Raw genomic sequence first — 24,775 nt, 5'->3', positions numbered from 1 at the left:
CTTCCTTTGTATCGTCAAAAAACACGGCATGGACATTGCCGTCTTTTTTATTGTACACTGACTACCTACCGATAGGTAGCTAACTTAATAAAGGCAAAGGATGACGACGATGATGAACGTAACAATGGCAGCTGTGCCGCATCTGCGGGGAGAGTGGACATGACGGAAGTGGGTATTTCGCTCAGCGGCGTGGCCGTGGCCTTGCTGTTCGCCGCCTGGAGTTCGCACCGCGGCCGCTGCGAGCGGCGCGATGTCGTGCTGCTGACGATGCTGGGCACCGCCCTGGGATTGCCGGGCGCGGCCTTGCTGGCGCTGTAACGCGGCGCATAAAAAAAACGGCAGACCTTGCGGCCTGCCGTTCTGGTTTAATGCTCCCGGTTTTCGCCGGGATTTTAATTCCTGATTACTGAGTTTCGACGCCTGACAAAACCGTAGCGAGCGTCAGTGAGGCTCGGCGCCCCCTTGTGGCCGAGAAGCGCAACCGTACTTCAGTACGGTGAGCATCGCCGGCCGCAAAGCGCGACGCGCAGTAGGTTTGGTCTGGCGTTATTCCTCTTCGTATGAGCTGATGGGCGCGCAACCGCAGAACAGGTTGCGGTCGCCGTACACGTTGTCGGCGCGGCCGACCGGCGGCCAGTACTTGCGCTGGCGCAAGGAAGCGACGGGGTAGGCGGCGATTTCGCGGCTGTACTTGCGTTCCCAGTTGTCCGACATCAATACCTGTGCCGTGTGCGGCGCGTTTTTCAGCGGGTTGTCGTCGTGGTCGAATTCACCGCTGGCGACCTTGGCGATTTCCGCGCGGATGGCGATCATGGCGTCGATGAAGCGGTCGATTTCCACTTTCGATTCGCTTTCCGTCGGTTCGATCATCAGGGTGCCCGGCACGGGGAAGCTCATGGTCGGCGCATGGAAGCCGAAGTCCATCAAACGCTTGGCCACGTCTTCGTTGCTGATGCCGGTGGCGTCCGTGATCGGGCGCAGGTCCAGGATGCACTCGTGCGCGACCAGGCCGTCGTGGCCCGAGTACAGCACGGGGTAGTGCGGCGCCAGGCGGCGCGCGATGTAGTTCGCCGCCAGGATCGCCGTCTCGGTGGCTGCCGTCAAGCCTTCCGCGCCCATCATGGCGATGTACATCCACGAAATCGGCAGGATGCTGGCCGAGCCGAATGGCGCGGCGCTGACGGCGCCGATGCCGGCAGCATCGCGCTGGTAGCCCGAGGAACGCTGGTTCGGCAGGAATTTCGCCAGGTGGGCGCCGACGCCGATCGGGCCGACGCCCGGTCCGCCGCCGCCGTGCGGGATGCAGAAGGTTTTGTGCAGGTTCAGGTGGGACACGTCGCCGCCAAACGAGCCGGGAGCGGCCACGCCGACCAGCGCGTTCATGTTGGCGCCGTCGATGTAGACCTGGCCGCCGTGCGCATGGATGATTTCGCACAGTTCCTGGATGCCTTCTTCAAACACGCCGTGGGTGGACGGGTAGGTGACCATCACGCAAGCCAGGTTGGCGCTGTGCTTTTCCGCCTTCGCCTTCAGGTCGGCCAGGTCCACGTTGCCGTTGGCGTCGCAGCTGGTGACGACCACCTGCATGCCGACCATATTGGCCGAGGCGGGGTTGGTGCCATGCGCCGACGACGGGATCAGGCAAATGTTGCGGTGGCCTTCGCCGCGCGATTCATGGTAGGCCTTGATCACCAGCAGACCCGCGTATTCGCCCTGCGAGCCGGCGTTCGGCTGCAGCGAGACGGCCGCGTAGCCCGTCAAGGCGCACAGCATCTCTTCCAGCTGCGAAATCATCTCGCGGTAGCCAACCGTTTGCGCGTCCGGCGCGAACGGGTGGATGTTCGAAAATTCCGGCCAGGTGACGGGGATCATTTCGCTCGTCGCGTTTAGCTTCATGGTGCACGAGCCGAGCGGGATCATGGTGCGGTCCAGCGCCAGGTCCTTGTCGGCCAGGCTGCGCAGGTAGCGCAGCATTTCGTGTTCCGAATGGTAGCTGTTGAAGACGGGGTGGGTCAGGTAGGCGCTTTCGCGCGCCAGGTTGGCCGGCAGGGCGCTGGTCACATTTGCTTCCACGCTGTCCAGGTCCGGCGCGGCAGGCGCGTTGGTCAGGCCGTGCGCGAACACTTTCCACAGCAGCGCGATATCGTCGCGCGTGGTGGTTTCATCGAGCGACACGCCCACGTGGGTGTTGTCGATCTTGCGCAGGTTGACGCCGTGGTGCATGGCCGTCGCGTGCAGTTGCGCCGCATCGGCGACGTTGATGGTCAGGGTGTCGAAGTAAGTCGCGTTGACGACGCCATAGCCGAGGGTCTTCAGGTTGGCCGCCAGCACGCCCGTAAAGCGGTGCACGCGGCGGGCGATCTGCAGCAGGCCGGCCGGGCCGTGGTAGACGGCGTACATCGAGGCCATCACGGCCAGCAGCACTTGCGCCGTGCAGATGTTGGAGGTCGCTTTTTCGCGGCGGATATGCTGTTCGCGCGTTTGCAGGGCCAGGCGATACGCCTTGTTGCCTTGCGCATCGACGGTCACGCCCACCAGGCGGCCCGACATATTGCGCTTGAATTCATCGCGCGTGGACAGATAGCCCGCGTGCGGGCCGCCGAAACCGAGCGGCACGCCGAAGCGCTGGCTGTTGCCGACGACGACGTCGGCGCCCCATTCGCCCGGAGGCGTGAGCATGGTCAGGGCCAGCAGGTCGGCCGCGACGATGACCATGGCGCCGTTCGCGTGCAGTTTTTCCACGCCGGCGCGGTAATCGCGCACGACGCCGTTGACGCCAGGGTATTGCAGCAGCACGCCGAAGCAGGCGTCCAGCGATTCGATTTCAGCCGGATCAAACGTGCGCACTTCGATGCCGATCGGCTGGGCGCGCGTCTGCACCACTTCCAGCGTTTGCGGCAGCACGTCATTGGCGACATACAGCACGTTCGACTTCGACTTGCCCACGCGCTGGATCAGGGTCATCGCTTCGGCGGCGGCCGTGCCTTCGTCCAGCATCGAGGCGTTCGAGATGCCCATGCCGGTGAGGTCCGTGATCACTTGCTGGAAGTTCAGGATCGCTTCCAGGCGGCCTTGCGAAATCTCAGGCTGGTAAGGCGTGTACGCCGTATACCAGGCCGGATTTTCAAAGATGTTGCGCAAAACGACACCGGGCGTGAACGTGTTGTAGTAGCCTTGGCCGATCAGGGATTTGAGTACCTGGTTCTTGCCGGCGATGGCTTTCAGGCGCGACAGGGCTTCCTGTTCCGGCATCGGCTGCGAGTACGCGCCCAGGGGCAGGGCGCCCTTGTTGCGGATGTTGGCCGGTACCAGGGCGTCGATCAGCGCGGCGCGCGATGGATAGCCGAGGGTCGCCAGCATGGCTGCTTGTTCGGTGTGGGAAGGGCCGATGTGGCGGGCGATGAAGGCATCGCGTGCTTCGAGTTGGGTCAGGCTGGTGCGGGTCATGATATAGAGGCCAAAAAAGACTGAAAAACCGGGATGCGGCGCGCGGGCGCAGCGCAGAAAAAATGCAAACGGGCCGCGATTGCGGCCCGTGAGTCAAACGCGATTACGCGCCGGTAGTGGCGCCATAGGCGGCAGCGTCGAGCAAGCCGTCCAGGGCCGACACGTCGGCTGGCTTGATCTTGAACAGCCAGTTGGCGTAGGCGTCGGCGTTGATCGACTCGGGCGAGTTGACCACGTCGTCGTTGACGGCCACGACTTCGCCGGCGATCGGCGCGTAGATGTCGCTCGCTGCCTTGACCGATTCCACCACGGCGGCGTCGTCGCCGGCGCCGTAGGTGTTGCCCACGGTTGGCAGTTCGACGAAGACGATGTCGCCCAGGGCGTCCTGCGCGTACTCGGTGATGCCGACGGTGATCGTGCCGTCGCCTTCAAGGCGTACCCATTCGTGGGAAGCGGTGTACTTCAGGTCTGCAGGAATGTTCATGTGTGGCTCCAGATGGTAAGTGTTCGTTATTGATTATGGTTGTACGGTCTTGCGGGCGGCTCTATAAAACCTTACGCAGCCAGGATTTTACCGTTACGCACGAAAGGCAGCTTGACGACGGAAGCGGCCAGCTGCTTGCCGCGGATTTCCACGTGCACGGTGTCGCCCACGGCGACGCCATTTGGCACGCGCGCCAGCGCGATCGCTTCCTGCATCGTCGGGCTGAAGGTGCCGCTGGTGATTTCGCCCGTGGCTTCGCTGCCGGCGATGATGACTTTTTGATGGGCGCGCAGCACGCCGCCTTTTTCGCGCAGGATCAAACCGACGAATTGCGCATTCTGGCCCTTGGCCAGCAGGGCGGCCTTGCCGATGAAATCGCGTTCGCTGACGAGGTCGATGGTCCACGCCAGGCCCGCGTCGAGCGGGTTGACGGTTTCATCCATGTCCTGGCCGTACAGATTCATGCCCGCTTCCAGGCGCAGGGTGTCGCGCGCGCCCAGGCCGGCAGGCTTGACGCCGGCCGCCGCCAGGGCGTTCCACAGCGCTTCCGCCTGGGTCGCGGCCACGCCGATTTCAAAGCCGTCTTCGCCCGTGTAGCCGGTGCGCGCCAGCATGACTTCGCCGAAGGCCGTGTCCTTGACGATGACGACGTTGAACGGCTTGATGGCTTCGGACGCGGCTTGCGTTTCCGGCAGCACTTGCCACACCTTGGCGCGCGCGTTCGGGCCTTGCACGGCCACCAGGGCCATCGGATTGTTGGCATTGCGGCGCTCGGTGATCGTCAGGCCGCTGTTGGTGTTGGTGTTTTGCTGCTGCATCCACGCCACGTCTTTTTCAGCCGTGCCCGCGTTGACGACGAGGCGGAACCAGTTTTCGTTGAAGAAGTAGACGATCAGGTCATCGATGACGGTGCCTTCGGCATTGAGCATGCACGAGTACAGCGCCTTGCCCGACACTTGCAGCTTGTCAACGTTGTTGGCCAGCAAGCCGCGCAGGAAGGCGCGCACGTTCGGACCTTCGATATCGACCACGCACATATGGGACACGTCGAACATGCCGGCATCGCCGCGCACGGCGTTGTGTTCTTCGATTTGCGAGCCGTAGTTGACGGGCATGTCCCAGCCGCCGAAATCGACCATGCGGGCGCCGAGGGCACGGTGGGCGTTATTGAGTGGGGTCGCTTTGAGCGTCATGGATTCCTCGGGACGAAGGTAAAAGGGGAGTTAACAAAACATAGAATAGCCAAACACGGCTTTCCAGCGTGATCACTGACCCCCCTGTCCTTTGTACCTGAGAGATTACGGGGGCTTGCCCCGTGCGCCCCTTCGGTGGGCCGCCGGCAATAGCCGCGGCCGCTCTCCAGAGTTGAGCTGAAACGTGTCGCCAAAGCAACAGCTGCAGTCCGCCTGATCGGTCCTTTTGCCTGAGAGTTTTTGGGTAGTGCCCCTTCGGCGGCAACGCTGGTTTGCCCTCTCCCGATCAAGTGGGAGGAATATATGCCAGCAGGGTGTTTCTGTCAATCTGAAAAGACGTTGCCAAATTGCAGCAAAAGCCCCGGTTTGCGGGGCTGTCAGGGGGGCTGGCGGCGCCGCAAAAGGGCGCCCGGCCGTGCGGGAATGCGCTATGATGAAATTCTGGCTTTCTTGCGGGTGCCTGCCATGAACACTACACAAAGCGAGACGCAAAACAACACCGAGCAGCACGGTTACTTTACCCTCTCGGGCGACGTCAACAGCGATATGGTGCGGCGCGTCTTCAACGCCGCGGCCGACATCACGGAAGACAAGCTCACCACCGCGCACATCCTGATCCAGTCGAACGGCGGCTACGTCAGCGACGGCATCTGTCTGTACAACTTCCTCAGCAAGTTGCCGCTCGACATCATCACCTATAACGGGGGCGCCGTGGCCTCCATCGCCGTCACCCTGTTCCTGGCGGGGCGGCACCGCCATGCCAGCGACACGGCCCGCTTCATGGTGCACAAGTCGCATGCGACAGCCTCGCCCGGTTCCCGCCCCGACGCGCTCAGCATCATCGTCGAGGGCTTGCGCGCCGACGACATGCGTACCGAGCGCATCCTGCGCGGCCACGTCAGCCTGACGGAAGAGCAGTGGCAGGTGCACGCGTATTCCGACCTGCACCTGACGGCCGACCAGGCGCTGGAAGTGGGCATGATCGAATCGATCCGCGACTTTGCGCCGCCCAAGGGCAAGCGCCTGACGAATATCTGACGCCTGCCGCGCCATGCCGGGCAGATGGTTTCAGCGTGGAAAGTTTGTAATCGAATGTAATTCTTCGCTGCAGCACAGCAAAAGCCGCGCGGAACAGGGCAGAGTCGTGGCATAGTGCAAGCTGATCATGAAATAAGTGCAGGCGCGATGACTTGGTGGAATGGGATTTCTTTTGCGGCCGATATGTCCGTGATGGGGCCGGCTGGCGTGGCGATTGCCCTGTGGCTGCTCGTCTCGCGCCAATGGCGCCTGGTGCTCAGCTGGAGCCTGTGGTACGGCGGCGGCCTGGCCCTCGTGGTGCTGTCGAAGCTGGCCTTCATGAGCTGGGGCGTGGGCAGCAGCGCGCTCGATTTTACGGGCTTCAGCGGCCACGCCATGCGCGCCGGCGCCGTGTTTCCCGTGCTGATGTATGTGCTGCTGCAGCGGGCTGCACCGCGCTGGCGCCATGCCGGCGTGCTCGTCGGCGTGGCCTTTGCCGTGCTGGTGGCCATTTCGCGCGTGGTCGTGCATGCGCACAGCGTGTCGGAAGCCGTCAGCGGCTGCGTGCTGGGCCTGGCGCTGGCCCTGGGCTTCATGTGGAGCGCCCGCGGCGCCGTGAATATCGCCGTCAGCCATGCGCTGGCCCTGGCCAGCCTCGTGCTGATGGTGGGGCTCAGCTTCAAGGCGGAGCCCATGCCGACCGAGCAATGGCTGCAAAAACTGGCCCTGGCGCTGTCCGGCCATGAGCGCGTTTTTTCCCGCGAAGACTGGAAACTGGCGCAGGACGGCCGCCCAGCCCCGTAAGGCGGGGCACGCCGGCGCCTGGCGCTGCGGTTTTTTGGCCAGAAAAGCATCAGGAAATGGTATGATGAACCACTCCCTGCGGTGAGTGGCTGGACTGTTGCCGCAAGGGTGGCCAAGGTGGCCATGAACTGAATATGAACCGGGTTCACCCAAATATAACCGCCAGCATAGGCCAGGAACTCTAAAACACGTGCGTCTCTCTTCCATCAAGTTGTCGGGATTTAAGTCTTTCGTCGATCCCACCAATTTCCAGGTGCCAGGCCAGCTCGTGGGCGTGGTCGGGCCGAATGGCTGCGGCAAGTCGAACATCATCGACGCCGTGCGCTGGGTGCTGGGCGAATCGAAAGCGTCGGAATTGCGCGGCGAATCGATGCAGGACGTCATTTTCAATGGCTCCACCCACCGCAAACCGGCCGGGCGCGCTTCCGTGGAACTGGTGTTCGACAATAACGATGGCAAGGCGTCCGGCCAGTGGGGCCAGTACGCCGAGATCGCCGTCAAGCGCACCCTGACGCGCGACGGCACCTCCACCTATTACATCAATGGCCAGCCCGTGCGCCGGCGCGACATCCAGGATATCTTCCTCGGCACGGGCCTCGGTCCGCGCGCCTACGCCATCATCGGCCAGGGCATGATTTCGCGCATCATCGAATCGCGCCCGGAAGAATTGCGCGTCTTCCTCGAAGAAGCGGCCGGCGTATCGAAATACAAGGAACGCCGCCGCGAGACGGAAAACCGCTTGCAGGACACGCGCGAAAACCTGCTGCGCGTGGAAGATATCTTGCGCGAACTCAATGCCAACCTGGAAAAGCTGGAAGCGCAGGCCGCTGTCGCCACCCGTTTCCACGCCTTGCAGGCGGACCAGGAAGAAAAGCAGAAGCTGTTGTGGCTGCTGCGCAAGAACGAGGCGCAAAACGAGCAGACGCGCTATTTCCGCGAAGTGGAACAGGCGCAGACGGACCTGGAAGAGCAGACGGCCAAGCTGCGCAACGTGGAACTGACCCTGGAGCAGATGCGCCAGGCGCACTTTGCCGTGGGCGACCGCTTGCATACGGCGCAAGGCCATCTGTACCAGACGAATGCGGAAATCGGCAGCCTGGAAGCGCAGATCAAGTTCGTCATCGAATCGCGCGCCCGCCTGCAGGCGCAGCTGGCCACCCTGACGGCCCAGCGCGACCAGTGGACCAGCCAGGGCGGCGAATACCAGGAACAGATCGAAGAGGCGGAATTCCACCTCGAGGAACTGGCTGCGAAGGTTGAGCAATCGCAAATGATGGCGGAACAGAAGGGCGAGCAATTGCCCGAGCTGGACGCCGCCTGGCGCGCCGCGCAAAACAAGAGCACGGAATCGCGCGCGCGCATCATGCAGGCCCAGCAGCAGCTGGAGCTGGAATCGGCGCACCAGCGCAATGCCTCGAACATCCTGGCCAGCCTCTTGAGCCGCCGCGAGCGCCTGCAGCAGGAAAAGAACAGCCTCAGCCTGCCCGACAGCAGCCACCTGGAAAACCTGAAGCTCCAACTGGAAGAAAAGCAGCAAACCTTGGAAGAGCAGGGTTTCTACCTGGAAGAGGCGCTGGAGCAGCAGCCAAAGCTGGAACAGGAGCGGGCCGAGGCGCAGGCGCAAGTCAATGCCGAGACGGCGGCGAATGCCCAGCTGGAAGCGCGTCTTTCCGCTTTGAAACAATTGCAGGAACGGGTGCAGACGCAGGGCAAGGTCCAGCCCTGGCTGAAAAAGCACGAGCTCGACACCTTGCCGCGTCTGTGGCAAAAGCTGCAGATCGAAGCGGGCTGGGAAGCGGCCATGGAGTCGATCTTGCGCGAGCGCACGTCGGCCTTGCAACTGTCGAACATCGACTGGGCCAAGGCCTTCTTTGCCGACGCGCCGCCGGCCAAGCTGGCCCTGTACGCGCCATCCACGGTGGCGCCGCTGCCGCTGCCGGAAATCGCCGGCCTGAAGCCGTTCCTGAACTTGTTGAAACTCAACGATCCGGGCTTGCGCGGCCTGTTGCAGGATTGGCTGTACAACGCCTATGCCGTGGAAGACGCGGCCGAAGCCCTGGCCGAACGCGCTAAATTGCCGCCGGGCGGCTATTTCGTCACGCGCGCCGGTCACGTCGTGACGGCCACCAGCGTGCGCTTCTATGCGGCCGATTCGGAGCAGGAAGGCATGCTGGGCCGCCAGCAGGAAATCGACAATATCGGCAAGCAGTTGCGTGCCCAGCAATTGCTGGCCGAAGAGGCGCGCGCCCGTTCCGTGCGGGCCGATGCGGCCGTTGCCACCCTGACGCGCAATCTGTCCGACTTGCGCTTGCGCATACAGCAACTGACGTCTTCCGTGCATACTCTGCAACTGGACGTGGTGAAACTGTCGGAAGTGGAAGCGCGCTTCAACCAGCGCAGCACGCAGATCGGTGCGGATCTCGCCGAGATCGCCGCGCAGGAAGCGGAGCAGATGCAGACCAAGCTGGAATCGGAAGAGAAATTCGAACAGCTGGACATGGAGCTGGGCAACTTGCAGGAAGCGCACGAAGACGGCCATACGGACTTCCTGCGGAAGGAACAGCTTTTGTCCGAAGCGCGCGAAGCCTTGCGCGACCTGGAACGCGCCGCCAAGGATACGGAATACGCGGAAAAAGCCCACCGCGCGAAGATCGAGGAATTGCGCCGCAACATCGCCACGGCCAGCACGCAGGCGCAGCAAGTGACGGAAAGCCTGCAGGCGGGAGAATTGGAACTGGCCAACCTGGAAAGCGGCGCGGCCGCTGACGGCTTGCAGGACTTGCTCGAACGCCGCACGACGCAGGAGCGGGCGCTGGCGGACGCGCGCCACGAACTCGATCAAATTACGCAGCAGCTGCGCCTGTCCGAAGATGCGCGCACGCAATCGGAACGCAGCTTGCAGCCGCAGCGCGACAAGATCATGGAAATGCAGCTCAAGGAACAGGCTGCGCGCCTGAACCAGGAGCAATTCGCCCAGCAATTGCTGGAATCGGGCGCCGACGAGGCCGCGCTGACGGAGAAATTGCACCCGGACATGCGTCCATCGTATCTGCAGGGCGAAGTGACGCGCCTGACGAACGCCATCACGGGCCTGGGCGCCGTCAACCTGGCCGCGCTGGACGAGCTGGCGCAGGCATCCGAGCGCAAGAATTTCCTCGACGCCCAGAATGCCGACCTGACGGAAGCGATCAACACCCTGGAAGACGCGATCCACAAGATCGACAAGGAAACGCGCGACTTGTTGCAAGACACGTTCGACAAGGTCAACCATCACTTTTCCGAGCTGTTCCCGATTCTGTTCGGCGGCGGCCAGGCCAGGCTGACCATGACGGGCGACGAGATTCTCGATTCCGGTGTACAAGTCATGGCGCAGCCTCCCGGCAAGAAAAATGCCACCATCCACCTGTTATCGGGTGGAGAGAAGGCGCTGACCGCGACCGCATTGGTGTTTTCCATGTTCCGCCTGAATCCGGCGCCGTTCTGCCTGCTCGACGAAGTCGATGCACCGCTGGACGATTCGAACACGGAACGCTTCTGCCGCATGGTCAAGCGCATGTCCGACCAGACCCAATTCCTTTTCATTTCGCATAACAAGATTGCGATGGAAATGGCCCATCAATTGATCGGTGTGACGATGCAGGAGCAGGGCGTATCGCGCATCGTGGCGGTGGACATGGAGTCCGCCGCAAATTTTGCAACCGAGGCACAAGCAGCATGACAGACCTTCAAATTACCTTGTTCGGCGCCGGCGGCGTCTTTATCGTCGGTGTTTTCTCGTACAACAAATGGCAGGAATACAAGGCCAAGAAAAGCGTGGAACGGGCTTTTTCCACCGACCACGACGACGTGCTGATGCGCGAGGGCGAGGCCCCTGCCGTGGAAACCCAGGAACCCGTGCTGCGCCAGGAACCGCGCTTCGACGCGGCGCCCGCCGCCAAGGCCGAACCGTCGTTCGGCGCGCCGCCGGCGGCCGTGGTGCCGGACGCGCCCGTGCATGCGGAACCGTCGCTGGCCGATGCCGACCCTGCACCAGCCGCTCCTGCCGCGCCGGCGCAGCCGGAAGTCAGCGCCGCCAGCGAACAGGCGACCAGCCTAGTCGACCCGCTGATCGATTGCCTGCTGCCTTTGTCGCTGGAAGCGCCCGTGCGTGGCGACAAGATCCTGCCCGTGCTGCAAACCCTGCGCCTGGTGGGCAACAAGCCCGTCCACTTCATCGGTTTGCACGTGAATGGCGACTGGGAACCGATCACGCATGGCGGTGTCTACACCAAGATGCAGGGCGGCGTGCAGCTGGCCAGCCGCAGCACGGCCCTGAATGAACTGGAATACTCGGAACTGGTCACGCGCCTGCGCGGCGTGGCTGACGAGATCGGCGCCGAGCCGGAAGTGCCCGACATGATGGAAGTGATGGCCGAAGCGCGCAATCTGCACCGCTTCGTGGCCGGTCACGATGCCCAGCTGGGCGTCAACCTGCACACGAATGGCGCGCCATGGGCCATTTCCACCTTGCTGTTCGCGCTGGAAAAGCAGGGCTTCGACGTACGTCCGGACGGCCGTTTCGTCATGCCGGACGGCGAAGGTGGCTATCTGTTCTCGCTGTCGACGAATGTCACCCTGGCCGAGGAAACGACGCCGCGCCTGACCCTGCTGCTGGACGTACCATGCGTGGCGCCCGCGCGCGACGGCTTCGGCGCCATGGTCGCTTGCGCCAAGGCACTGGTGGGCCGCCTGGACGCCACCATCGTCGACGATTACAACCAGGCCCTGTCGGACGCGGCGCTGGCCGAGATCGCCGGCCAGGTGCAAGAGTTTTACCAGGAAATGGACGCGGCCGACATTCCTGCCGGTTCCACCCGCGCCCTGCGTTTATTTAGCTGAAGAATCCCGCAACAATGACTGATCCGATCAACCAGGACGCCGCCCAGCGGAATGCCGCTCAGCGCGTCCTGGCACTCACGGCCGAACTCAATCGGCATCTGCACGCCTACCACGTGCTCGACAATCCCACCATCCCCGACGCCGAGTACGACAAGCTGTTCGTCGAACTGCAGGCGCTGGAAGCGGCCCATCCCGACTTGCGCACGCCCGATTCGCCCACCTTGCGCGTGGGCGCGGCGCCCTTGCCGCAATTCGAGCAAGTCACGCACACGGTGCCGATGTTGTCGTTGAACAATGGTTTCACCGATGACGATATCGTCAACTTCGACCGCCGCGTGCGCGAAGGCCTGGACCTTGACGGTGCCGAAGTCGATTACGCTGCCGAAGTGAAATTCGACGGCCTGGCCATCAACCTGCGCTATGAAAACGGCCTGTTCATACAGGCGGCCACGCGCGGCGACGGCGCCACGGGCGAGGACGTGACGGCGAATATCCGCACCATTTCCGGCATCCCGTTGCGCCTGCATGGCGACAGGATTCCTGCCGTGCTCGACGTGCGTGGCGAAGTCATGATGTTCAAGGCCGATTTTGCCCGCCTGAACGAACGCCAGCGCGAAGCGGGCCAGAAGGAATTTGCCAACCCGCGCAATGCGGCGGCCGGCAGCCTGCGCCAGCTCGATTCGCGCATCACGGCCCAGCGCAAGCTGCGTTTCTATGCGTACGGCATCGGCGCCCTCGATGGCGCCGCCATGCCCGTGTCGCATTCTGCCTTGCTGGACTGGTACGAAACCCTGGGCATTCCCGTATCGAAGGAGCGCCGTGTGGTGCAGGGCGCGCAAGGCTTGCTCGATTACTACGCGGACATCGGCGCGCGCCGTCCCACGTTGCCGTATGAAATCGACGGCGTCGTCTACAAGGTGAACGCGACGGAAGACCAGCAGGAGCTGGGTTTTGTGTCGCGCGCACCGCGTTTTGCGCTGGCGCACAAGTTCCCCGCCGAAGAGGCGCTGACGCAGGTGCTGGGCATCGATATCCAGGTGGGCCGCACGGGCGCCATGACGCCCGTGGCGCGCCTGGCGCCCGTCTCCGTGGGCGGCGTGACGGTCACCAACGCCACCTTGCACAATGAAGATGAGGTGCTGCGCAAGGATGTGCGCGTGGGCGATACGGTCGTCGTGCGCCGCGCGGGCGACGTGATTCCCGAAGTGCTGTCCGTGGTGCTGGAAAAGCGGCCGGAACCGGCGCCGCTGCCGTTCAAGATGCGGGAAACGTGCCCCGTGTGCGGCTCGCACGTGGTGCGCGAAGAGGGCGAGGCGATTGCCCGCTGCTCGGGCGGCCTGTTCTGCTCGGCGCAGCGCAAGGAAGCGTTCCGCCATTTCGCGGGCCGGCGCATGATGGATATCGAAGGCCTGGGCGAACGTTATATCGATACCCTGGTCGAACTGGAATACGTGCATGGCCTGGCCGACTTGTACAGCCTGACCCTGGATAAATTGCTGGAAATGAAAGTGCGCGCCGACGAGCGCGACGGTTCGACGCCAGAAACAGTGCAACAAGGCAAGATTCCCACCAAGTGGGCGGAAAACCTGCTGGCCGGTATAGAAGCGAGCAAGCGCCCGCCGCTTGAGCGCTTCCTGTTCGCGCTGGGCATCCGCCACGTGGGCGAATCGACGGCCAAGACCCTGGCCGAGTGGCTCGGTAGCCTGGCGTATGTGCGGCAAGCGCCCGCAGCCTTGCTGCGCGTGCTGCCCGACATCGGCGGCACGGTCGCCGAGTCGATTGCCGATTTCTTTGCCGAAGAAAAGAACCAGCAGGCGCTGCAGGCGTTGCTGGATGCGGGCGTCGCGCCGCAAGGCGAACATGCGCCCAGCGCCAAGCTGCGCACGCAGCTCGAACAAACCACCTTGCTGGCCGCCATCGGCATCCCGAAGCTGACGGAGCCGCGCAGCAAGCAGCTGGTGGAGCGGGGCGTGACCCTGGCCAGCCTGGCCGCGCAAGGCGCCAGCTTCCATGCGGGCTTGCCTGCCGCCGTGGCCGAGTCGCTGGCGCAATGGCTGGCCGATGAGGGCAATGTCAAGCTGCTTGGTCAACTGGACGCCCTGCGTCATGAATTACTGTCACAATTGCCTGAAATGCCAGCCGCTGGCGGCAAGCTGGACGGCAAGACTTTCGTCCTGACGGGTACCTTGCCCAATATGAGCCGCGACGAGGCGGCGGAGCTGATCGAAGCGGCCGGTGGCAAGGTCAGCGGTTCTGTTTCGAAGAAGACAGGATATGTCGTGGCCGGCTCGGACGCCGGCAGCAAGCTGGCCAAGGCCCAGGAACTGGGCGTGGCCATCCTCGACGAGGCTGGTTTGCTGGCCTTGCTCGCGCAGGATTAATTCTTAAAATATTACAGAAGACCCATGAAAAAAATCAGAAAAGCAGTCTTTCCCGTCGCCGGCCTGGGCAGCCGCTTCTTGCCAGCGACCAAGGCACAACCGAAGGAAATGTTGCCCATCGTCGATAAACCATTGATCCAGTACGCGGTGGAAGAAGCCGTGGCGGCCGGTATCACGGAAATGATCTTCATCACGGGGCGCAACAAGCGCGCCATCGAAGACCATTTCGATACGGCTTACGAGCTGGAATCGGAGCTGGAAGCGGCCGGCAAGCGCCAGTTGCTCGACATGGTGCAAAACGTCATTCCCAAGCATATCAATTGCATTTACATTCGCCAGTCCGCGCCGCTGGGGCTGGGGCATGCCGTGCTGTGCGCCCGTCCCGTGATCGGCGACGAGCCGTTTGCCGTCTTGCTGGCCGACGATTTCATGGATGTGCAAGAGGGCGTGCGCCCCGTGCTGGCGCAGATGACCGATGTCTTCCAGTATGAAAATTGCTCGCTGCTGGCCGTGCAGGATGTGCCGCGCGCGGAAACCAAGCAGTACGGTATTGTGTCGGCAAAGAATTATCAGCCCGACCTGGAGCTGGTCTCGGCCATCGTGGAAAAGCCCGCGCCCGAAGAGGCGCCGTCAACCCTGGCCGTGGTGGGCCGTTATGTGCTGACCAGCCGTATCTTTAACCATCTGGAAAATATCGGCACGGGTGCCGGCGGCGAAATCCAGTTGACGGACGGCATCGCCGCCCTGATGCGCGAAGAGCGCGTGCTGGCTTACCGCTACCAGGGGCAGCGTTATGATTGCGGCTCCAAGCTTGGTTACCTGAAGGCAACGACGGCGATGGGCATGAAACATCCGGAAACGGGCGCCGCCTTCCGTAGCTATCTGCAACAACTGCAAGCGACACTGGAAACAAAATGACGGTACGTGACATCCTCAAGATGGGCGATCCGCGCCTGCTGCGCATGGCCGAGCCCGTGCGTGAATTCGATACGCCCGAACTGCACGCCTTGATCGCCGACATGTTCGACACCATGCATGCGGCCAATGGCGCGGGCCTGGCGGCGCCGCAGATCGGCGTCAACCTGCAGCTGGTGATCTACGGCTTCAAGCAGAACCTGCGCTACCCCGATGCGCCGCAAGTGCCGGAAACCGTGCTGATCAACCCTGTGCTGACGCCTTTGTCGGAACGCAAGGAAGAGGGTTTCGAGGGCTGCCTGTCCGTGCCCGGCCTGCGCGGCAGCGTGCCGCGCTGGAGCGAGCTGCACTACGAAGGCGTGGACCAGTTCGGCCAGCCCATCAGCCGCGACTGCGACGGTTTCCATGCGCGCGTGGTGCAGCATGAAGTGGACCACTTGCACGGCATTTTGTATCCGATGCGCATCGTTGATTTTACGCAATTCGGTTATACGGAAGTGATGTTTCCGGATTTAGATCCAAACGACGACGACTGATCGGCGGCTGAGAAAACGCCCATGGCGGCGTTGCATTGCCTCGCCGTACTATTCGTACTGTCTTCGGCAATGCGTCTTGCCCTGAACGTTTTTCAGGCGCCTCGTGACTTTGGCTGTTAAACAAAAAATGGCCGCGCAGCATGAGCTGGGCGGCCATTTTTCATGCGTGAAGCGAAACTAGCGCACCTTGCGGCTGCTGCCCAGATTATCGAGCAGCACTTTCAATTCATCCTCCATGGCTTCCGTCAGGTTCAGGAAGCGGCAGCCGATCTGCACCTGCTCGCCCAGCAGGAAGGAGCGGAAGGTGCGCGACAGGCGGATTTCCAGGTCGGCGATCATGACCTTGTTCGGTCCCAGCTCCAGGCGCACGCGCGACAGCTTGCGCCCCACGTACAGGCCTACCGTGTCGCGCGGATGGGCGCGCATGCCGATGCCGCCGGCCGAGAAATCATATAGCTGCAATTCATACGGACGACCCTCGAGCACGAAGGCGGCCAGGTAGTACACGCCCAGCGGCGTTTCCAGGCGTGCCGATTCGCGCCGTTCCAGCACCAGGCAATGGCTGGGGAAGTTCGTCAGATACACGTTCGGCCGCTCGGGATACGCTTCCCATTCGCCATTGATGGTAAATTGCAACTTGGCGCTTTGCACCCACGACACAAACGTGGCGCCGCCTTCGGGCAGGGTGGCGCCTTCATTCAGTTCCAGCACGAATTGCGGCAAGTCGTCGTCGACGGACAGGATGCGCGCCATGATGACGTCTTCGCCGCCCGCCGGGTAGATGGAAATGGCGTCGCCGTTGTCTGCCAGGCTGCACAGGGTTTCGCCGATATCCCACGGATCGCTCATATGGTGCGGCTTGGTGCCTGGCGCCATCGGCTCGGCCACGTCAGCCAGGCTGGGCGCGCCTTTGCGCAGGGGATTGGGGATGGGATCGTTCACGACAGCGTATCTCTTTTGTTCTGATGGGGAATAGTGTATAGGTTTAAAGCAATATTTACTAAGTAAATCACAATAATTGTTTTTATATCACTATATTCCTGTTGCTTATATGGCTTGGCATGCCACGCGGCATGCCACCTTGATGCCGTCGCTTAAAACTGTTCGTCCGCGCTCAGGTAACGCCATTGGCCCGTCGGCAGGTCGCCCAGCTTGATCTTGCCGATGCGCACGCGTTTCAAACCCAGTACTTTCAGGCCGACGGCTTCGCACATGCGGCGGATCTGGCGTTTCTTGCCTTCGCGCAAGGTAAAGCTCAGCTGGTCTTCGTTTTGCCAGCGCACCTTGGCCGGCAGCAGCGGCTTGCCGTCGAGCCACAGGCCATGATTGAGTTTTTTCAGTTCGCTGTCGGGCAGGGTGCCGCCCTTGGTGTAGCTGACGCGCACCAGGTATTCCTTGTCGATATCGGTATCGTGGCCGATCAGCTGCTTGGCCACGCGGCCGTCCTGCGTCAGGACGAGCAAGCCGACGGAATCGATGTCCAGGCGGCCCGCCGCCACCAGGCTGCGCAGCTGGGTGGGGTGGAATTGTTCCGGGCTGCGGTCTTCCGCCCAGCGGTTTTCCGCCTTGATCAGGGCCACGGCTGGCGTGTAGCCGTCTTCGGCCTGGCCGCTGACATAGCCGACGGGTTTGTTGATCAGCACGGTGACCCGCTTCGATTGCTCGGCCGCCGCCTGGCGTTCCACGGTGACCCGCTGGCTGGGGTAGACCTTGCTGCCCAGCTCGGACACCACCTTGCCATCCACACGGACCCAGCCGCGTGCGATCCATTCATCGGCTTCACGGCGGGAGCACAGGCCCAGTTCGGACATGCGTTTGGACAAGCGTAATAATTCTTCGGTCATGTTGTTTCAGTTTCAGTAAGGTAGGCGCTGCGCGGAAAGTCTACACTTTCAGCGCATCGAGTAAATCGGTTTCCAGCAATATCTGGTTGCGGGCATTGTTGAGCGCGGGACCGTCGACGAGGAAAACGTCTTCGACCCGCTCGCCCAGGGTCATGATCTTGGCCGTGTGCAAGTTGATGCGGTACTTGGTCAGCACGTTGGCGATCGCATACAGCAGCCCCGTGCGGTCGTTGGCCGCCACCGACAGCAAATAGTATTGGCCCTTTTCATCGGGCCGCAAATCCACGGTCGGCTGGAAGGGGAAGGTGCGCGACAGGCGCGACAGCCGTCCCTTGCCCGGCGGCGGCAGCGGCGTTTGCGACTGCAGCAGCTCGCCCAGCTCATGCTCGATCAGGCTGATGATGTCGCGGTAGCTCTTGGCGAAGTTTTGCTCCGTGACAAGGAACGTGTCGAGCGCATAGCCATTCTTGGTCGTGTGGATCTTCGCGTCGAGAATGCTGAAGTTCTTGCGGTCGAAATAGCTGCAGATGCGCGCGAACAGGTCGGGCTGGTCGGGAATGTACACGGCCACCTGCAAGCCTTCGCCGATGGGCGCCAGCCGGCATTTTACCACCGGCAACTTGCTGTCGAGCTTGTCATACAGCGAGCGCGTCTGCCAGGCGATGTCGGACGCGTCGTGGCGCAGGAAATACGCCACGTCCAGCTGCTGCCACAGTTTCAGATGGGCATCCGGCGGCAAGCCGTACAGGCGCAGGGTGGCCAGCGCTTCCTGCTGGCGGTTTTTCAGCTCGCGGTCGGCCGTGTGCGGCTCGCCGCCCAGCACGCGCAAGGTGATCTTGTACAGGTCTTCCAGCAGCTTGCCCTTCCAGGCATTCCACACTTTCGGGCTGGTGCCGCGGATGTCGGCCACCGTCAGCAGGTACAGGCCCGTCAGGTGGCGCTCGTCCTTGACCACCTTTGCAAAGGCGGCGATGACGTCGGGATCGGACAAATCCTGCTTTTGCGCCACTTGCGACATGGTCAGGTGATTTTCCACCAAGAAAGCCACCAGTTCCGTGTCTTCTTCCGACAGGCCGTGCTCCTGGCAGAACTGGGTGGCGTCGGCCACGCCCAGCTTCGAATGGTCGCCGCCGCGGCCCTTGGCGATGTCGTGGAACAGGGCCGCCACGTACAGCAGCCACGATTGCGAGAAATCGGCCATCAGCTGGCTGCAGAACGGGTATTCGTGCGCGTGTTCGCTCATGGTGAAGCGGCGCATGTTGCGCACCACCATCAAAATATGCTGGTCGACCGTGTACACGTGGAACAGGTCGTGCTGCATCTGGCCCACGATGCGGCGGAAATTCGGCAGGTAGCGCCCCAGGATGCTCATTTCGTTCATGCGCCGCAGCGCATGGATGATACCGACCGGCGCCTGCATGATGCGCAGGAAGAGGGCGCGGTTGACGGGGTCCTGGCGGAAGGCGGCGTCGATCTTGAAGCGCGCGTGCCACAGGGCCCGCGTGGCGCGCGAGGTCATGCCCTTCAGGGCCGGGCGTTCCGTCATCAGCACGAAGACTTCCAGCATGGCCGATGGGTATTGCTCGAACGTATCGTCGGCGCTGATGTCGATCAGGCTGTTGACTTCATTGAAGCGTGCGTTGATGGGCACGGCCACATTGTCTTGTGGAAACAATCGCGCTTCGATGTTTTGCAGCAAGATCGTGTTGAGCTGGGTCACCGTCTTGGCGGCCCAGTAGTAGCGCTGCATGAGGAATTCGCTGGCGCGGCGCATGTGCGGCCCGCTGCCAGTCGCCTGCAAGCCCAGCGATTCGGCGATCGCCGTCTGCACGTCGAACACGAGGCGGTCTTCGCGCCGCCCCGCATGCAGGTGCAGGCGCACGCGGATATCCTTGAAGGCGCGCTCCTTTTCCATCAACTGGCGCGCTTCCGTCAGGGTGATCAGGCCGCCCGTGGCCAGGGTGCGCCACGAGTTCGCCAGGCCGGCCGCCTTGGCTACCCACAGGATGACTTGCAAGTCGCGCAAGCCGCCCGGGCTTTCCTTGCAATTCGGCTCCAGGCTGAAGGCCGTGTCTTCATATTTGGCATGGCGCTGGCGCATTTCCGCCGTTTTCGCGTGGAAAAACGCCTGCGGGTCCATGGCCGCGTCATAGCGTTGCTGCAATTGCGCGAACAAGTCCGCGTTGCCGCACACGAGGCGCGCTTCGAGCAAGCTCGTTTGCACGGTGATGTCGGCCCTCGATTCGACCAGGCATTCATCGACCGTGCGGATGCTGTGGCCGATTTCCAGGCCCAGGTCCCACAGCAGTTGCACCAGTTCCTCGAGCTTTTCCTGCGTGGCCCCATCGGGCGGTTGTTGCAGCAGGATCAGCAGGTCGACGTCGGAATACGGAAACAGTTCGCCGCGGCCATAGCCGCCCACGCCCACCAGGGAAGTGCCTGGTGGCAAGCCCGCTTCCTGCCAGGCGCGCGCCAGCACGCCGTCGACGCTGTGGCGCAGGCTGCGCAGCAGTTTTTCAGGCTTGCCGTCGGCCTGGAAGGCCGCAATGACGACCTGGCGGTCGGCTTTCAGTTGCTGTTTCAGCTGTTCCCGAACTTGCTTTTTCATCTGGGCCCTGGGTGGCGGTGCGTGGGGTGGAGAATCAGGCTTTGTTCAGGATCAAGGCCGGTGGTGGCGGCATGCCGGGCGAGACGGTCAGCACTTCATAGCCCGTTTCCGTCACCAGCACCGTGTGTTCCCATTGCGCCGACAGGCTGCGGTCCTTGGTTTTGATGGTCCAGCCATCGTTCATTTCGCGGATTTCGCGGCGGCCCGAGTTGATCATCGGTTCGACGGTGAAAATCATGCCCGCTTCCAGGCGTTCCAGGGTGCCTGGCTTGCCGTAATGCAACACTTGCGGTTCTTCATGGAAGACCTTGCCGATGCCGTGGCCGCAGAATTCGCGCACCACGCTGTAGCCGGCCTTTTCCGCGTGCTGCTGGATGGCGTGGCCGATATCGCCCAGGTGGGCGCCCGGCTTGATCTGGGCTATGCCCAGCCACATGCATTCATAGGTGATTTCCGACAGGCGCTTGGCCAGGATGGTCGGCGTGCCGACGAGGAACATGCGGCTGTTGTCGCCGTGGTAGCCATCCTTGATGACGGTGATGTCGAGGTTGACGGAGTCGCCGCTTTTCAAGACCTTGTCGCCGGGGATGCCATGGCAGATGACGTCGTTGACGGAGGTGCAGATGGCTTTCGGGTAGGGCGTGTAGCCGGGCGGGCAATAGTTCAGCGGGGCAGGGATGGTGCCTTGCACGTTGACCATGTATTCGTGGCACAGGCGGTCCAGTTCGCCGGTCGTGACGCCGACCTTGACGAAGGGAGTGATGTAGTCGAGCACTTCGGCGCCGAGTTTGCCGGCAACGCGCATGCCTTCGATGTCGGCGGCGGTATTGATACGGATGGTGGACATGATGTAATTCGCAATCTGCAAGTTGTTCGGGTGAAAAGCACAGACGAATCTCAGCGTAGGAGGAAAAGTCTGCAAATATGTCGAAATTATAAACGAGGCGCCCTGTATCCGCCGCCTCCATCCTAGGGCGGGCAGGCGTTTTTTGCGGGAATGGCCATGGCGGATACGCATTGCACCAGCGTGGTGCAACGCTTGCCGTCGCTGCGCGCGCGATTTGCGCCGTGGACTTGATGAAATGGGCATTTCGGTGTAGAATCCCGGGTTGCTTGAATTCTCTTTTAAGCAATGTAGTAAAACAGTGTCTTTAATTTATATAAACACGCGAATCCGGTCGACAAGGGTGCCTGTATGGTGACTGATCGGATTCCAGACCCAACCCTGGAGTTAATAATGTCCGTAACAATGCGCGAAATGCTGGAAGCCGGTGTCCACTTTGGTCACCAAACCCGTTTTTGGAATCCAAAAATGGCACCGTTCATCTTCGGCCATCGCAACAAGATCCACATCATCAACCTGGAAAAAACCATGGCGATGTACCAGGACGCAATGAAGCACGTGCGTCAACTGGCTGCAAACCGTGGCACCATCCTGATGGTTGGCACCAAGCGTCAAGCTCGCGAAATCATCGCTGCTGAAGCGCAACGCGCTGGCGTGCCTTTCGTTGATCAACGTTGGTTGGGCGGCATGCTGACCAACTTCAAAACGATCAAAACCTCGATCAAGCGTCTGAAAGACATGGAAGTGATGATCGAAGACGGTTCGATCGAGAAGCTGTCGAAAAAAGAAGCGCTGATGTTCTCCCGCGAAATGATCAAGCTGCAAAAATCGATCGGCGGCATCAAGGACATGGGCGGCATTCCTGACGCAATCTTCGTCGTCGACGTCGGCTACCACAAAGGTGCGATCACCGAAGCAGCTAAACTGGGTATCCCGGTCATCGGCGTTGTCGATACCAACCACTCCCCAGAAGGCGTGAACTTCGTGATCCCAGGTAACGATGACTCCTCGAAAGCCATCATGTTGTACGCTCGCGGTGTTGCTGATGCAATCATCGAAGGCCGTGCAGCTGCCGGTAACGAAGTTGTTGAAATGGTTAAAGCAGCCGCTGGCGACGAATTCGTCGAAGTAAACGAACAGGCTTAATGGCCAGGCTATCGCAGGATAGCCGTTTGTAAGCACAGCAGTAAGGGAAAAGGGGTGGCAGCAGCTCCCCCTTTTTTTTAACAAAAAAACGATAGTGACCGCTGGCGAGGCATGCATGCCCGGCCGCGACTATCGACTCACCGAATCAGGAGAAACACATGGCAGCGATTACAGCAGCGATGGTAGGCGAATTGCGCGGCAAAACCGACGCACCAATGATGGAATGCAAAAAAGCACTGACCGAAGCCGAAGGCGACATGGCTCGTGCGGAAGAGATCCTGCGCGTCAAACTGGGCGGCAAGGCATCGAAAGCATCGGCACGCATCACCGCTGAAGGCGTCGTGGCAACCTACATCGCCAATGGCGTAGGCGCCCTGGTCGAAGTGAACTCGGAAACCGACTTTGTTGCGAAAAACGACGATTTCCTGGCACTGGCCAACAACGCTGCCCGTCTGGTAGCGGAACACAACCCGGCTGACGTCGCTGCCCTGCTGGCCCTGCCACTCGATGGCAAGACCCTGGAAGACGTGCGCGCTGCCCTGATCGGCAAAATCGGCGAAAACATGACCATCCGCCGCTTCCAGCGTTTCGAAACCAGCGCCAAGCTGGCTTCGTACCTGCACGGTTCGCGCATTGGCGTGATCGTCGAATTCGACGGCGCCGATGAGCAAGTCGGCAAAGACGTGGCCATGCACATCGCTGCCATGAAGCCAGTGTCGCTGTCGTCGAACGAAGTTCCTGCGGAACTGATCGAAAAAGAGCGTTCGGTTGCACAACTGAAAGCCGAAGAAGACGCAGCCAAAGCGGCCGCCGAAGGCAAGCCAGCGCAATCGCCGGAAATCCTGGCCAAGCGCCTGGAAGGTTCCGTACAGAAGTTCTTGAAAGAAGTTTCCCTGCTGAACCAAGCTTTCGTGAAAAACGACAAGCTGTCGGTTGAGCAAATGCTGAAGGCGGCTAACACCAGCGTCAAAGGTTTCGCCATGTACGTAGTGGGCGAGGGCATCGAGAAGAAGCAAGACGACTTCGCAGCAGAAGTCGCAGCACAGATGGCTGCCTCCCAGGGAGCGTAAGTAAAGCGGGCCGAGAGGCCCGTTTTTTTGGCCCGCCCGCACCTGTCGTGCCGGGCGGCGGCATGGGCAGCTTCCTCCCGCCTATCCGGCGCTGCAAGGCGCTGCGCCATGTCATACTCGAATAACCTCATTTATGGAGCCCCAGCTCATGTCAAAACCAGCCTACAAGCGCGTCCTCCTCAAGTTGTCCGGCGAAGCCCTGATGGGTGATGATCCCTACGGCATCAACCGCGCCACGATCGAGCGCATGGTGGCCGATGTGGCCGAGGTGGCAAAGTTGGGTGTGGAACTGGCAATCGTGATTGGCGGCGGCAATATCTTCCGCGGCGTCGCGCCTGGTGCGCAAGGCATGGACCGCGCCACCGCCGACTACATGGGCATGCTTGCCACGGTGATGAACGCCCTGGCCCTGGCCGATGCCATGCGCCACGTCGGCATCACCGCGCGCGTCATGTCGGCCATCGGCATCGAGCAAGTGGTCGAGCCGTACGTCCGCCCGAAAGCCCTGCAATACCTGGAAGAAGGTAAAGTGGTCGTCTTCGCCGCCGGTACCGGCAATCCGTTCTTCACCACCGACACGGCAGCCGCCCTGCGCGGTTCCGAGATCAGCGCCGAGATCGTCCTGAAGGCCACCAAGGTCGACGGCGTCTACACGGCCGATCCGAAGAAGGATCCGAACGCCACCCTGTTCCACACGATTACGTTCGACGACGCCATCGCCAAGCACCTGCAAGTGATGGATGCCACCGCATTCGCCCTGTGCCGCGACCAGAAACTGCCAATCAAAGTGTTTTCGATCACCAAGCCGGGCGCGCTGATGCGCGTCATCATGGGCGAAGACGAAGGCACGCTGGTTCACGTATAAGGGAAGCGGAGCGTCGAGAAACCGCTCATGGCTGCGTTGCAGCGCCTCGCCGTACATTAAGTACTGTCTTCGGCGCTGCGCCTTGCCCTGAACGGTTTTCGGCACTCCCGGCTGCGGTACCATTCAACCCGCAAGCGCAATAGAATATTCATTATTATCAAGACAAGGAGTAGGTAATGTCCTTAGCTGACGTTAAAAAGAACACCCAGGAACGCATGACGAAGTCGCTGGAAACACTGCGGGCCGACCTGGCCAAAGTGCGTACCGGCCGCGCCCATACGGGTATCCTGGACCACGTGATGGTCGATTACTACGGTTCGCCGACGGCGCTGACCCAGGTCGCCAACGTGACCCTGATCGACGCGCGCACCATCGGCGTGCAGCCGTACGAAAAGAAGATGGCCAACACCATCGAAAAAGCCATCCGCGACGCCGACCTGGGCCTGAACCCGTCGGCACAGGGCGACCTGATCCGCGTTCCGACGCCGCCGCTGACGGAAGAGCGCCGCAAGGAAATGGTCAAACTGGTCAAGAGCGAAGCGGAAGACGCGAAGATTGCCGTGCGTAACATTCGCCGCGATGCGAACGAGTCGCTGAAGAAACTGGTCAAGGAAAAAGCCTGCTCCGAGGACGATGAGCGCCGCTCGTCGGAAGAAGTGCAGAAGCTGACGGACAAGTTTATTGCCGACATCGACAAGATGGTGGTCGACAAAGAAAAAGAAGTGCTGACGGTCTAGTTTTCA

General features: G+C 61.7%; 19 protein-coding genes and 2 riboswitches. Of the genes, 12 read left to right on the top strand and 7 right to left on the bottom strand.

Annotated features, from left to right (window positions below):
* Positions 1-159 precede the first annotated feature (159 nt).
* Positions 160-318, top strand: a complete 159-nt coding sequence (locus tag CLU94_RS28295) for a hypothetical protein (RefSeq protein ID WP_180278552.1) — start codon at positions 160-162, stop codon at positions 316-318.
* A 228-nt stretch (positions 319-546) separates the two neighbouring features.
* Here the strand turns inward: CLU94_RS28295 and gcvP are convergent, their stop codons facing one another.
* The 3 genes from gcvP to gcvT all read right to left on the bottom strand — a co-directional run bounded on the left by gcvP (position 547) and on the right by gcvT (position 5,124).
* The gene (gene gcvP / locus CLU94_RS01635) at positions 547-3,447 is read right to left on the bottom strand and encodes an aminomethyl-transferring glycine dehydrogenase (protein WP_099664341.1); all 2,901 of its coding nucleotides are present in this window, start codon (positions 3,445-3,447) and stop codon (positions 547-549) included.
* Between the two features lie 103 nt (positions 3,448-3,550).
* Positions 3,551-3,931, bottom strand: coding sequence for a glycine cleavage system protein GcvH (gene gcvH, locus CLU94_RS01630; protein ID WP_077403327.1), 381 nt, complete (start codon positions 3,929-3,931; stop codon positions 3,551-3,553).
* 71 nt (positions 3,932-4,002) lie between these two features.
* Positions 4,003-5,124, bottom strand: a complete 1,122-nt coding sequence (gene gcvT, locus CLU94_RS01625) for a glycine cleavage system aminomethyltransferase GcvT (protein WP_099664340.1) — start codon at positions 5,122-5,124, stop codon at positions 4,003-4,005.
* 74 nt (positions 5,125-5,198) lie between these two features.
* Positions 5,199-5,304: riboswitch (glycine riboswitch) on the bottom strand.
* A gap of 28 nt (positions 5,305-5,332) precedes the next feature.
* Positions 5,333-5,419: riboswitch (glycine riboswitch) on the bottom strand.
* A 170-nt stretch (positions 5,420-5,589) separates the two neighbouring features.
* On the opposite strand from gcvT, the gene CLU94_RS01620 reads away from it, so the two are divergent.
* The 7 genes from CLU94_RS01620 (at position 5,590) to def (ending at position 15,655) form a co-directional block, all read left to right on the top strand.
* Positions 5,590-6,162, top strand: coding sequence for an ATP-dependent Clp protease proteolytic subunit (locus tag CLU94_RS01620; protein ID WP_257218643.1), 573 nt, complete (start codon positions 5,590-5,592; stop codon positions 6,160-6,162).
* A 147-nt stretch (positions 6,163-6,309) separates the two neighbouring features.
* Positions 6,310-6,945, top strand: coding sequence for a phosphatase PAP2 family protein (locus CLU94_RS01615; protein ID WP_257218642.1), 636 nt, complete (start codon positions 6,310-6,312; stop codon positions 6,943-6,945).
* A 190-nt stretch (positions 6,946-7,135) separates the two neighbouring features.
* Positions 7,136-10,663, top strand: a complete 3,528-nt coding sequence (gene smc, locus CLU94_RS01610; RefSeq protein ID WP_099664337.1) for a chromosome segregation protein SMC — start codon at positions 7,136-7,138, stop codon at positions 10,661-10,663.
* Entirely contained in the window at positions 10,660-11,823 is a 1,164-nt protein-coding gene (locus CLU94_RS01605) for a cell division protein ZipA C-terminal FtsZ-binding domain-containing protein (protein ID WP_099664336.1), read from the top strand. The genes smc and CLU94_RS01605 overlap by 4 nt, the downstream gene beginning before the upstream one ends.
* 14 nt (positions 11,824-11,837) lie before the next feature.
* Positions 11,838-14,204 (top strand): NAD-dependent DNA ligase LigA, encoded by a 2,367-nt coding sequence (gene ligA / locus CLU94_RS01600; protein WP_099664335.1) that lies wholly within the window; start codon positions 11,838-11,840, stop codon positions 14,202-14,204.
* A 24-nt stretch (positions 14,205-14,228) separates the two neighbouring features.
* Positions 14,229-15,122 (top strand): UTP--glucose-1-phosphate uridylyltransferase GalU, encoded by an 894-nt coding sequence (gene galU, locus CLU94_RS01595; protein ID WP_077403348.1) that lies wholly within the window; start codon positions 14,229-14,231, stop codon positions 15,120-15,122.
* Positions 15,119-15,655 carry a peptide deformylase gene (def, locus tag CLU94_RS01590; RefSeq protein ID WP_076569759.1) on the top strand — a complete coding sequence of 179 codons (537 nt, stop codon included), beginning with the start codon at positions 15,119-15,121 and terminating at the stop codon, positions 15,653-15,655. Before galU ends, def begins: the two co-directional genes overlap by 4 nt.
* 177 nt (positions 15,656-15,832) lie before the next feature.
* Here the strand turns inward: def and CLU94_RS01585 are convergent, their stop codons facing one another.
* From CLU94_RS01585 to map, 4 genes are all read right to left on the bottom strand, one after another.
* Complete coding sequence (locus tag CLU94_RS01585) at positions 15,833-16,597, bottom strand: flagellar brake protein (protein ID WP_099664334.1); 765 nt, start codon at positions 16,595-16,597, stop codon at positions 15,833-15,835.
* Between the two features lie 152 nt (positions 16,598-16,749).
* Complete coding sequence (locus CLU94_RS01580) at positions 16,750-17,499, bottom strand: pseudouridine synthase (protein ID WP_099664333.1); 750 nt, start codon at positions 17,497-17,499, stop codon at positions 16,750-16,752.
* Between the two features lie 40 nt (positions 17,500-17,539).
* Positions 17,540-20,107, bottom strand: a complete 2,568-nt coding sequence (locus CLU94_RS01575; RefSeq protein WP_099664332.1) for a [protein-PII] uridylyltransferase — start codon at positions 20,105-20,107, stop codon at positions 17,540-17,542.
* Between the two features lie 34 nt (positions 20,108-20,141).
* Entirely contained in the window at positions 20,142-20,954 is an 813-nt protein-coding gene (gene map / locus CLU94_RS01570; RefSeq protein ID WP_099668116.1) for a type I methionyl aminopeptidase, read from the bottom strand.
* A gap of 390 nt (positions 20,955-21,344) precedes the next feature.
* Here map and rpsB point away from each other — a divergent pair, with 390 nt between their 5' ends.
* From rpsB to frr, 4 genes are all read left to right on the top strand, one after another.
* The gene (gene rpsB / locus CLU94_RS01565) at positions 21,345-22,097 is read left to right on the top strand and encodes a 30S ribosomal protein S2 (RefSeq protein ID WP_010397614.1); all 753 of its coding nucleotides are present in this window, start codon (positions 21,345-21,347) and stop codon (positions 22,095-22,097) included.
* Between the two features lie 158 nt (positions 22,098-22,255).
* Complete coding sequence (tsf, locus tag CLU94_RS01560; RefSeq protein ID WP_034752260.1) at positions 22,256-23,167, top strand: translation elongation factor Ts; 912 nt, start codon at positions 22,256-22,258, stop codon at positions 23,165-23,167.
* 148 nt (positions 23,168-23,315) lie between these two features.
* Positions 23,316-24,032 (top strand): UMP kinase, encoded by a 717-nt coding sequence (pyrH, locus tag CLU94_RS01555; protein WP_034752258.1) that lies wholly within the window; start codon positions 23,316-23,318, stop codon positions 24,030-24,032.
* Between the two features lie 176 nt (positions 24,033-24,208).
* Positions 24,209-24,769 carry a ribosome recycling factor gene (gene frr, locus CLU94_RS01550; protein ID WP_034784152.1) on the top strand — a complete coding sequence of 187 codons (561 nt, stop codon included), beginning with the start codon at positions 24,209-24,211 and terminating at the stop codon, positions 24,767-24,769.
* Positions 24,770-24,775 lie beyond the last annotated feature (6 nt).

Source organism: Janthinobacterium sp. 13, assembly GCF_002749695.1.
GTDB lineage: Bacteria > Pseudomonadota > Gammaproteobacteria > Burkholderiales > Burkholderiaceae_D > Janthinobacterium > Janthinobacterium kumbetense.
Note: the sequence above shows the minus strand (reverse complement) of the source record. Positions and strands in the feature narration are given on the sequence as shown.

Excerpts from the sequence above, each read along its gene's own strand:
- map (WP_099668116.1), bottom strand. The coding sequence starts at position 20,954 with ATGTCCACCATCCGTATCAATACCGCCGCCGACATCGAAGGCATGCGC.
- gcvT (WP_099664340.1), bottom strand. The coding sequence starts at position 5,124 with ATGACGCTCAAAGCGACCCCACTCAATAACGCCCACCGTGCCCTCGGC.
- frr (WP_034784152.1), top strand. The coding sequence starts at position 24,209 with ATGTCCTTAGCTGACGTTAAAAAGAACACCCAGGAACGCATGACGAAG.
- ligA (WP_099664335.1), top strand. The coding sequence starts at position 11,838 with ATGACTGATCCGATCAACCAGGACGCCGCCCAGCGGAATGCCGCTCAG.
- CLU94_RS01580 (WP_099664333.1), bottom strand. The coding sequence starts at position 17,499 with ATGACCGAAGAATTATTACGCTTGTCCAAACGCATGTCCGAACTGGGC.
- CLU94_RS28295 (WP_180278552.1), top strand. The coding sequence starts at position 160 with ATGACGGAAGTGGGTATTTCGCTCAGCGGCGTGGCCGTGGCCTTGCTG.
- gcvP (WP_099664341.1), bottom strand. The coding sequence starts at position 3,447 with ATGACCCGCACCAGCCTGACCCAACTCGAAGCACGCGATGCCTTCATC.
- rpsB (WP_010397614.1), top strand. The coding sequence starts at position 21,345 with ATGTCCGTAACAATGCGCGAAATGCTGGAAGCCGGTGTCCACTTTGGT.
- tsf (WP_034752260.1), top strand. The coding sequence starts at position 22,256 with ATGGCAGCGATTACAGCAGCGATGGTAGGCGAATTGCGCGGCAAAACC.
- gcvH (WP_077403327.1), bottom strand. The coding sequence starts at position 3,931 with ATGAACATTCCTGCAGACCTGAAGTACACCGCTTCCCACGAATGGGTA.
- pyrH (WP_034752258.1), top strand. The coding sequence starts at position 23,316 with ATGTCAAAACCAGCCTACAAGCGCGTCCTCCTCAAGTTGTCCGGCGAA.
- CLU94_RS01605 (WP_099664336.1), top strand. The coding sequence starts at position 10,660 with ATGACAGACCTTCAAATTACCTTGTTCGGCGCCGGCGGCGTCTTTATC.
- def (WP_076569759.1), top strand. The coding sequence starts at position 15,119 with ATGACGGTACGTGACATCCTCAAGATGGGCGATCCGCGCCTGCTGCGC.
- CLU94_RS01575 (WP_099664332.1), bottom strand. The coding sequence starts at position 20,107 with ATGAAAAAGCAAGTTCGGGAACAGCTGAAACAGCAACTGAAAGCCGAC.
- CLU94_RS01620 (WP_257218643.1), top strand. The coding sequence starts at position 5,590 with ATGAACACTACACAAAGCGAGACGCAAAACAACACCGAGCAGCACGGT.
- galU (WP_077403348.1), top strand. The coding sequence starts at position 14,229 with ATGAAAAAAATCAGAAAAGCAGTCTTTCCCGTCGCCGGCCTGGGCAGC.
- CLU94_RS01615 (WP_257218642.1), top strand. The coding sequence starts at position 6,310 with ATGACTTGGTGGAATGGGATTTCTTTTGCGGCCGATATGTCCGTGATG.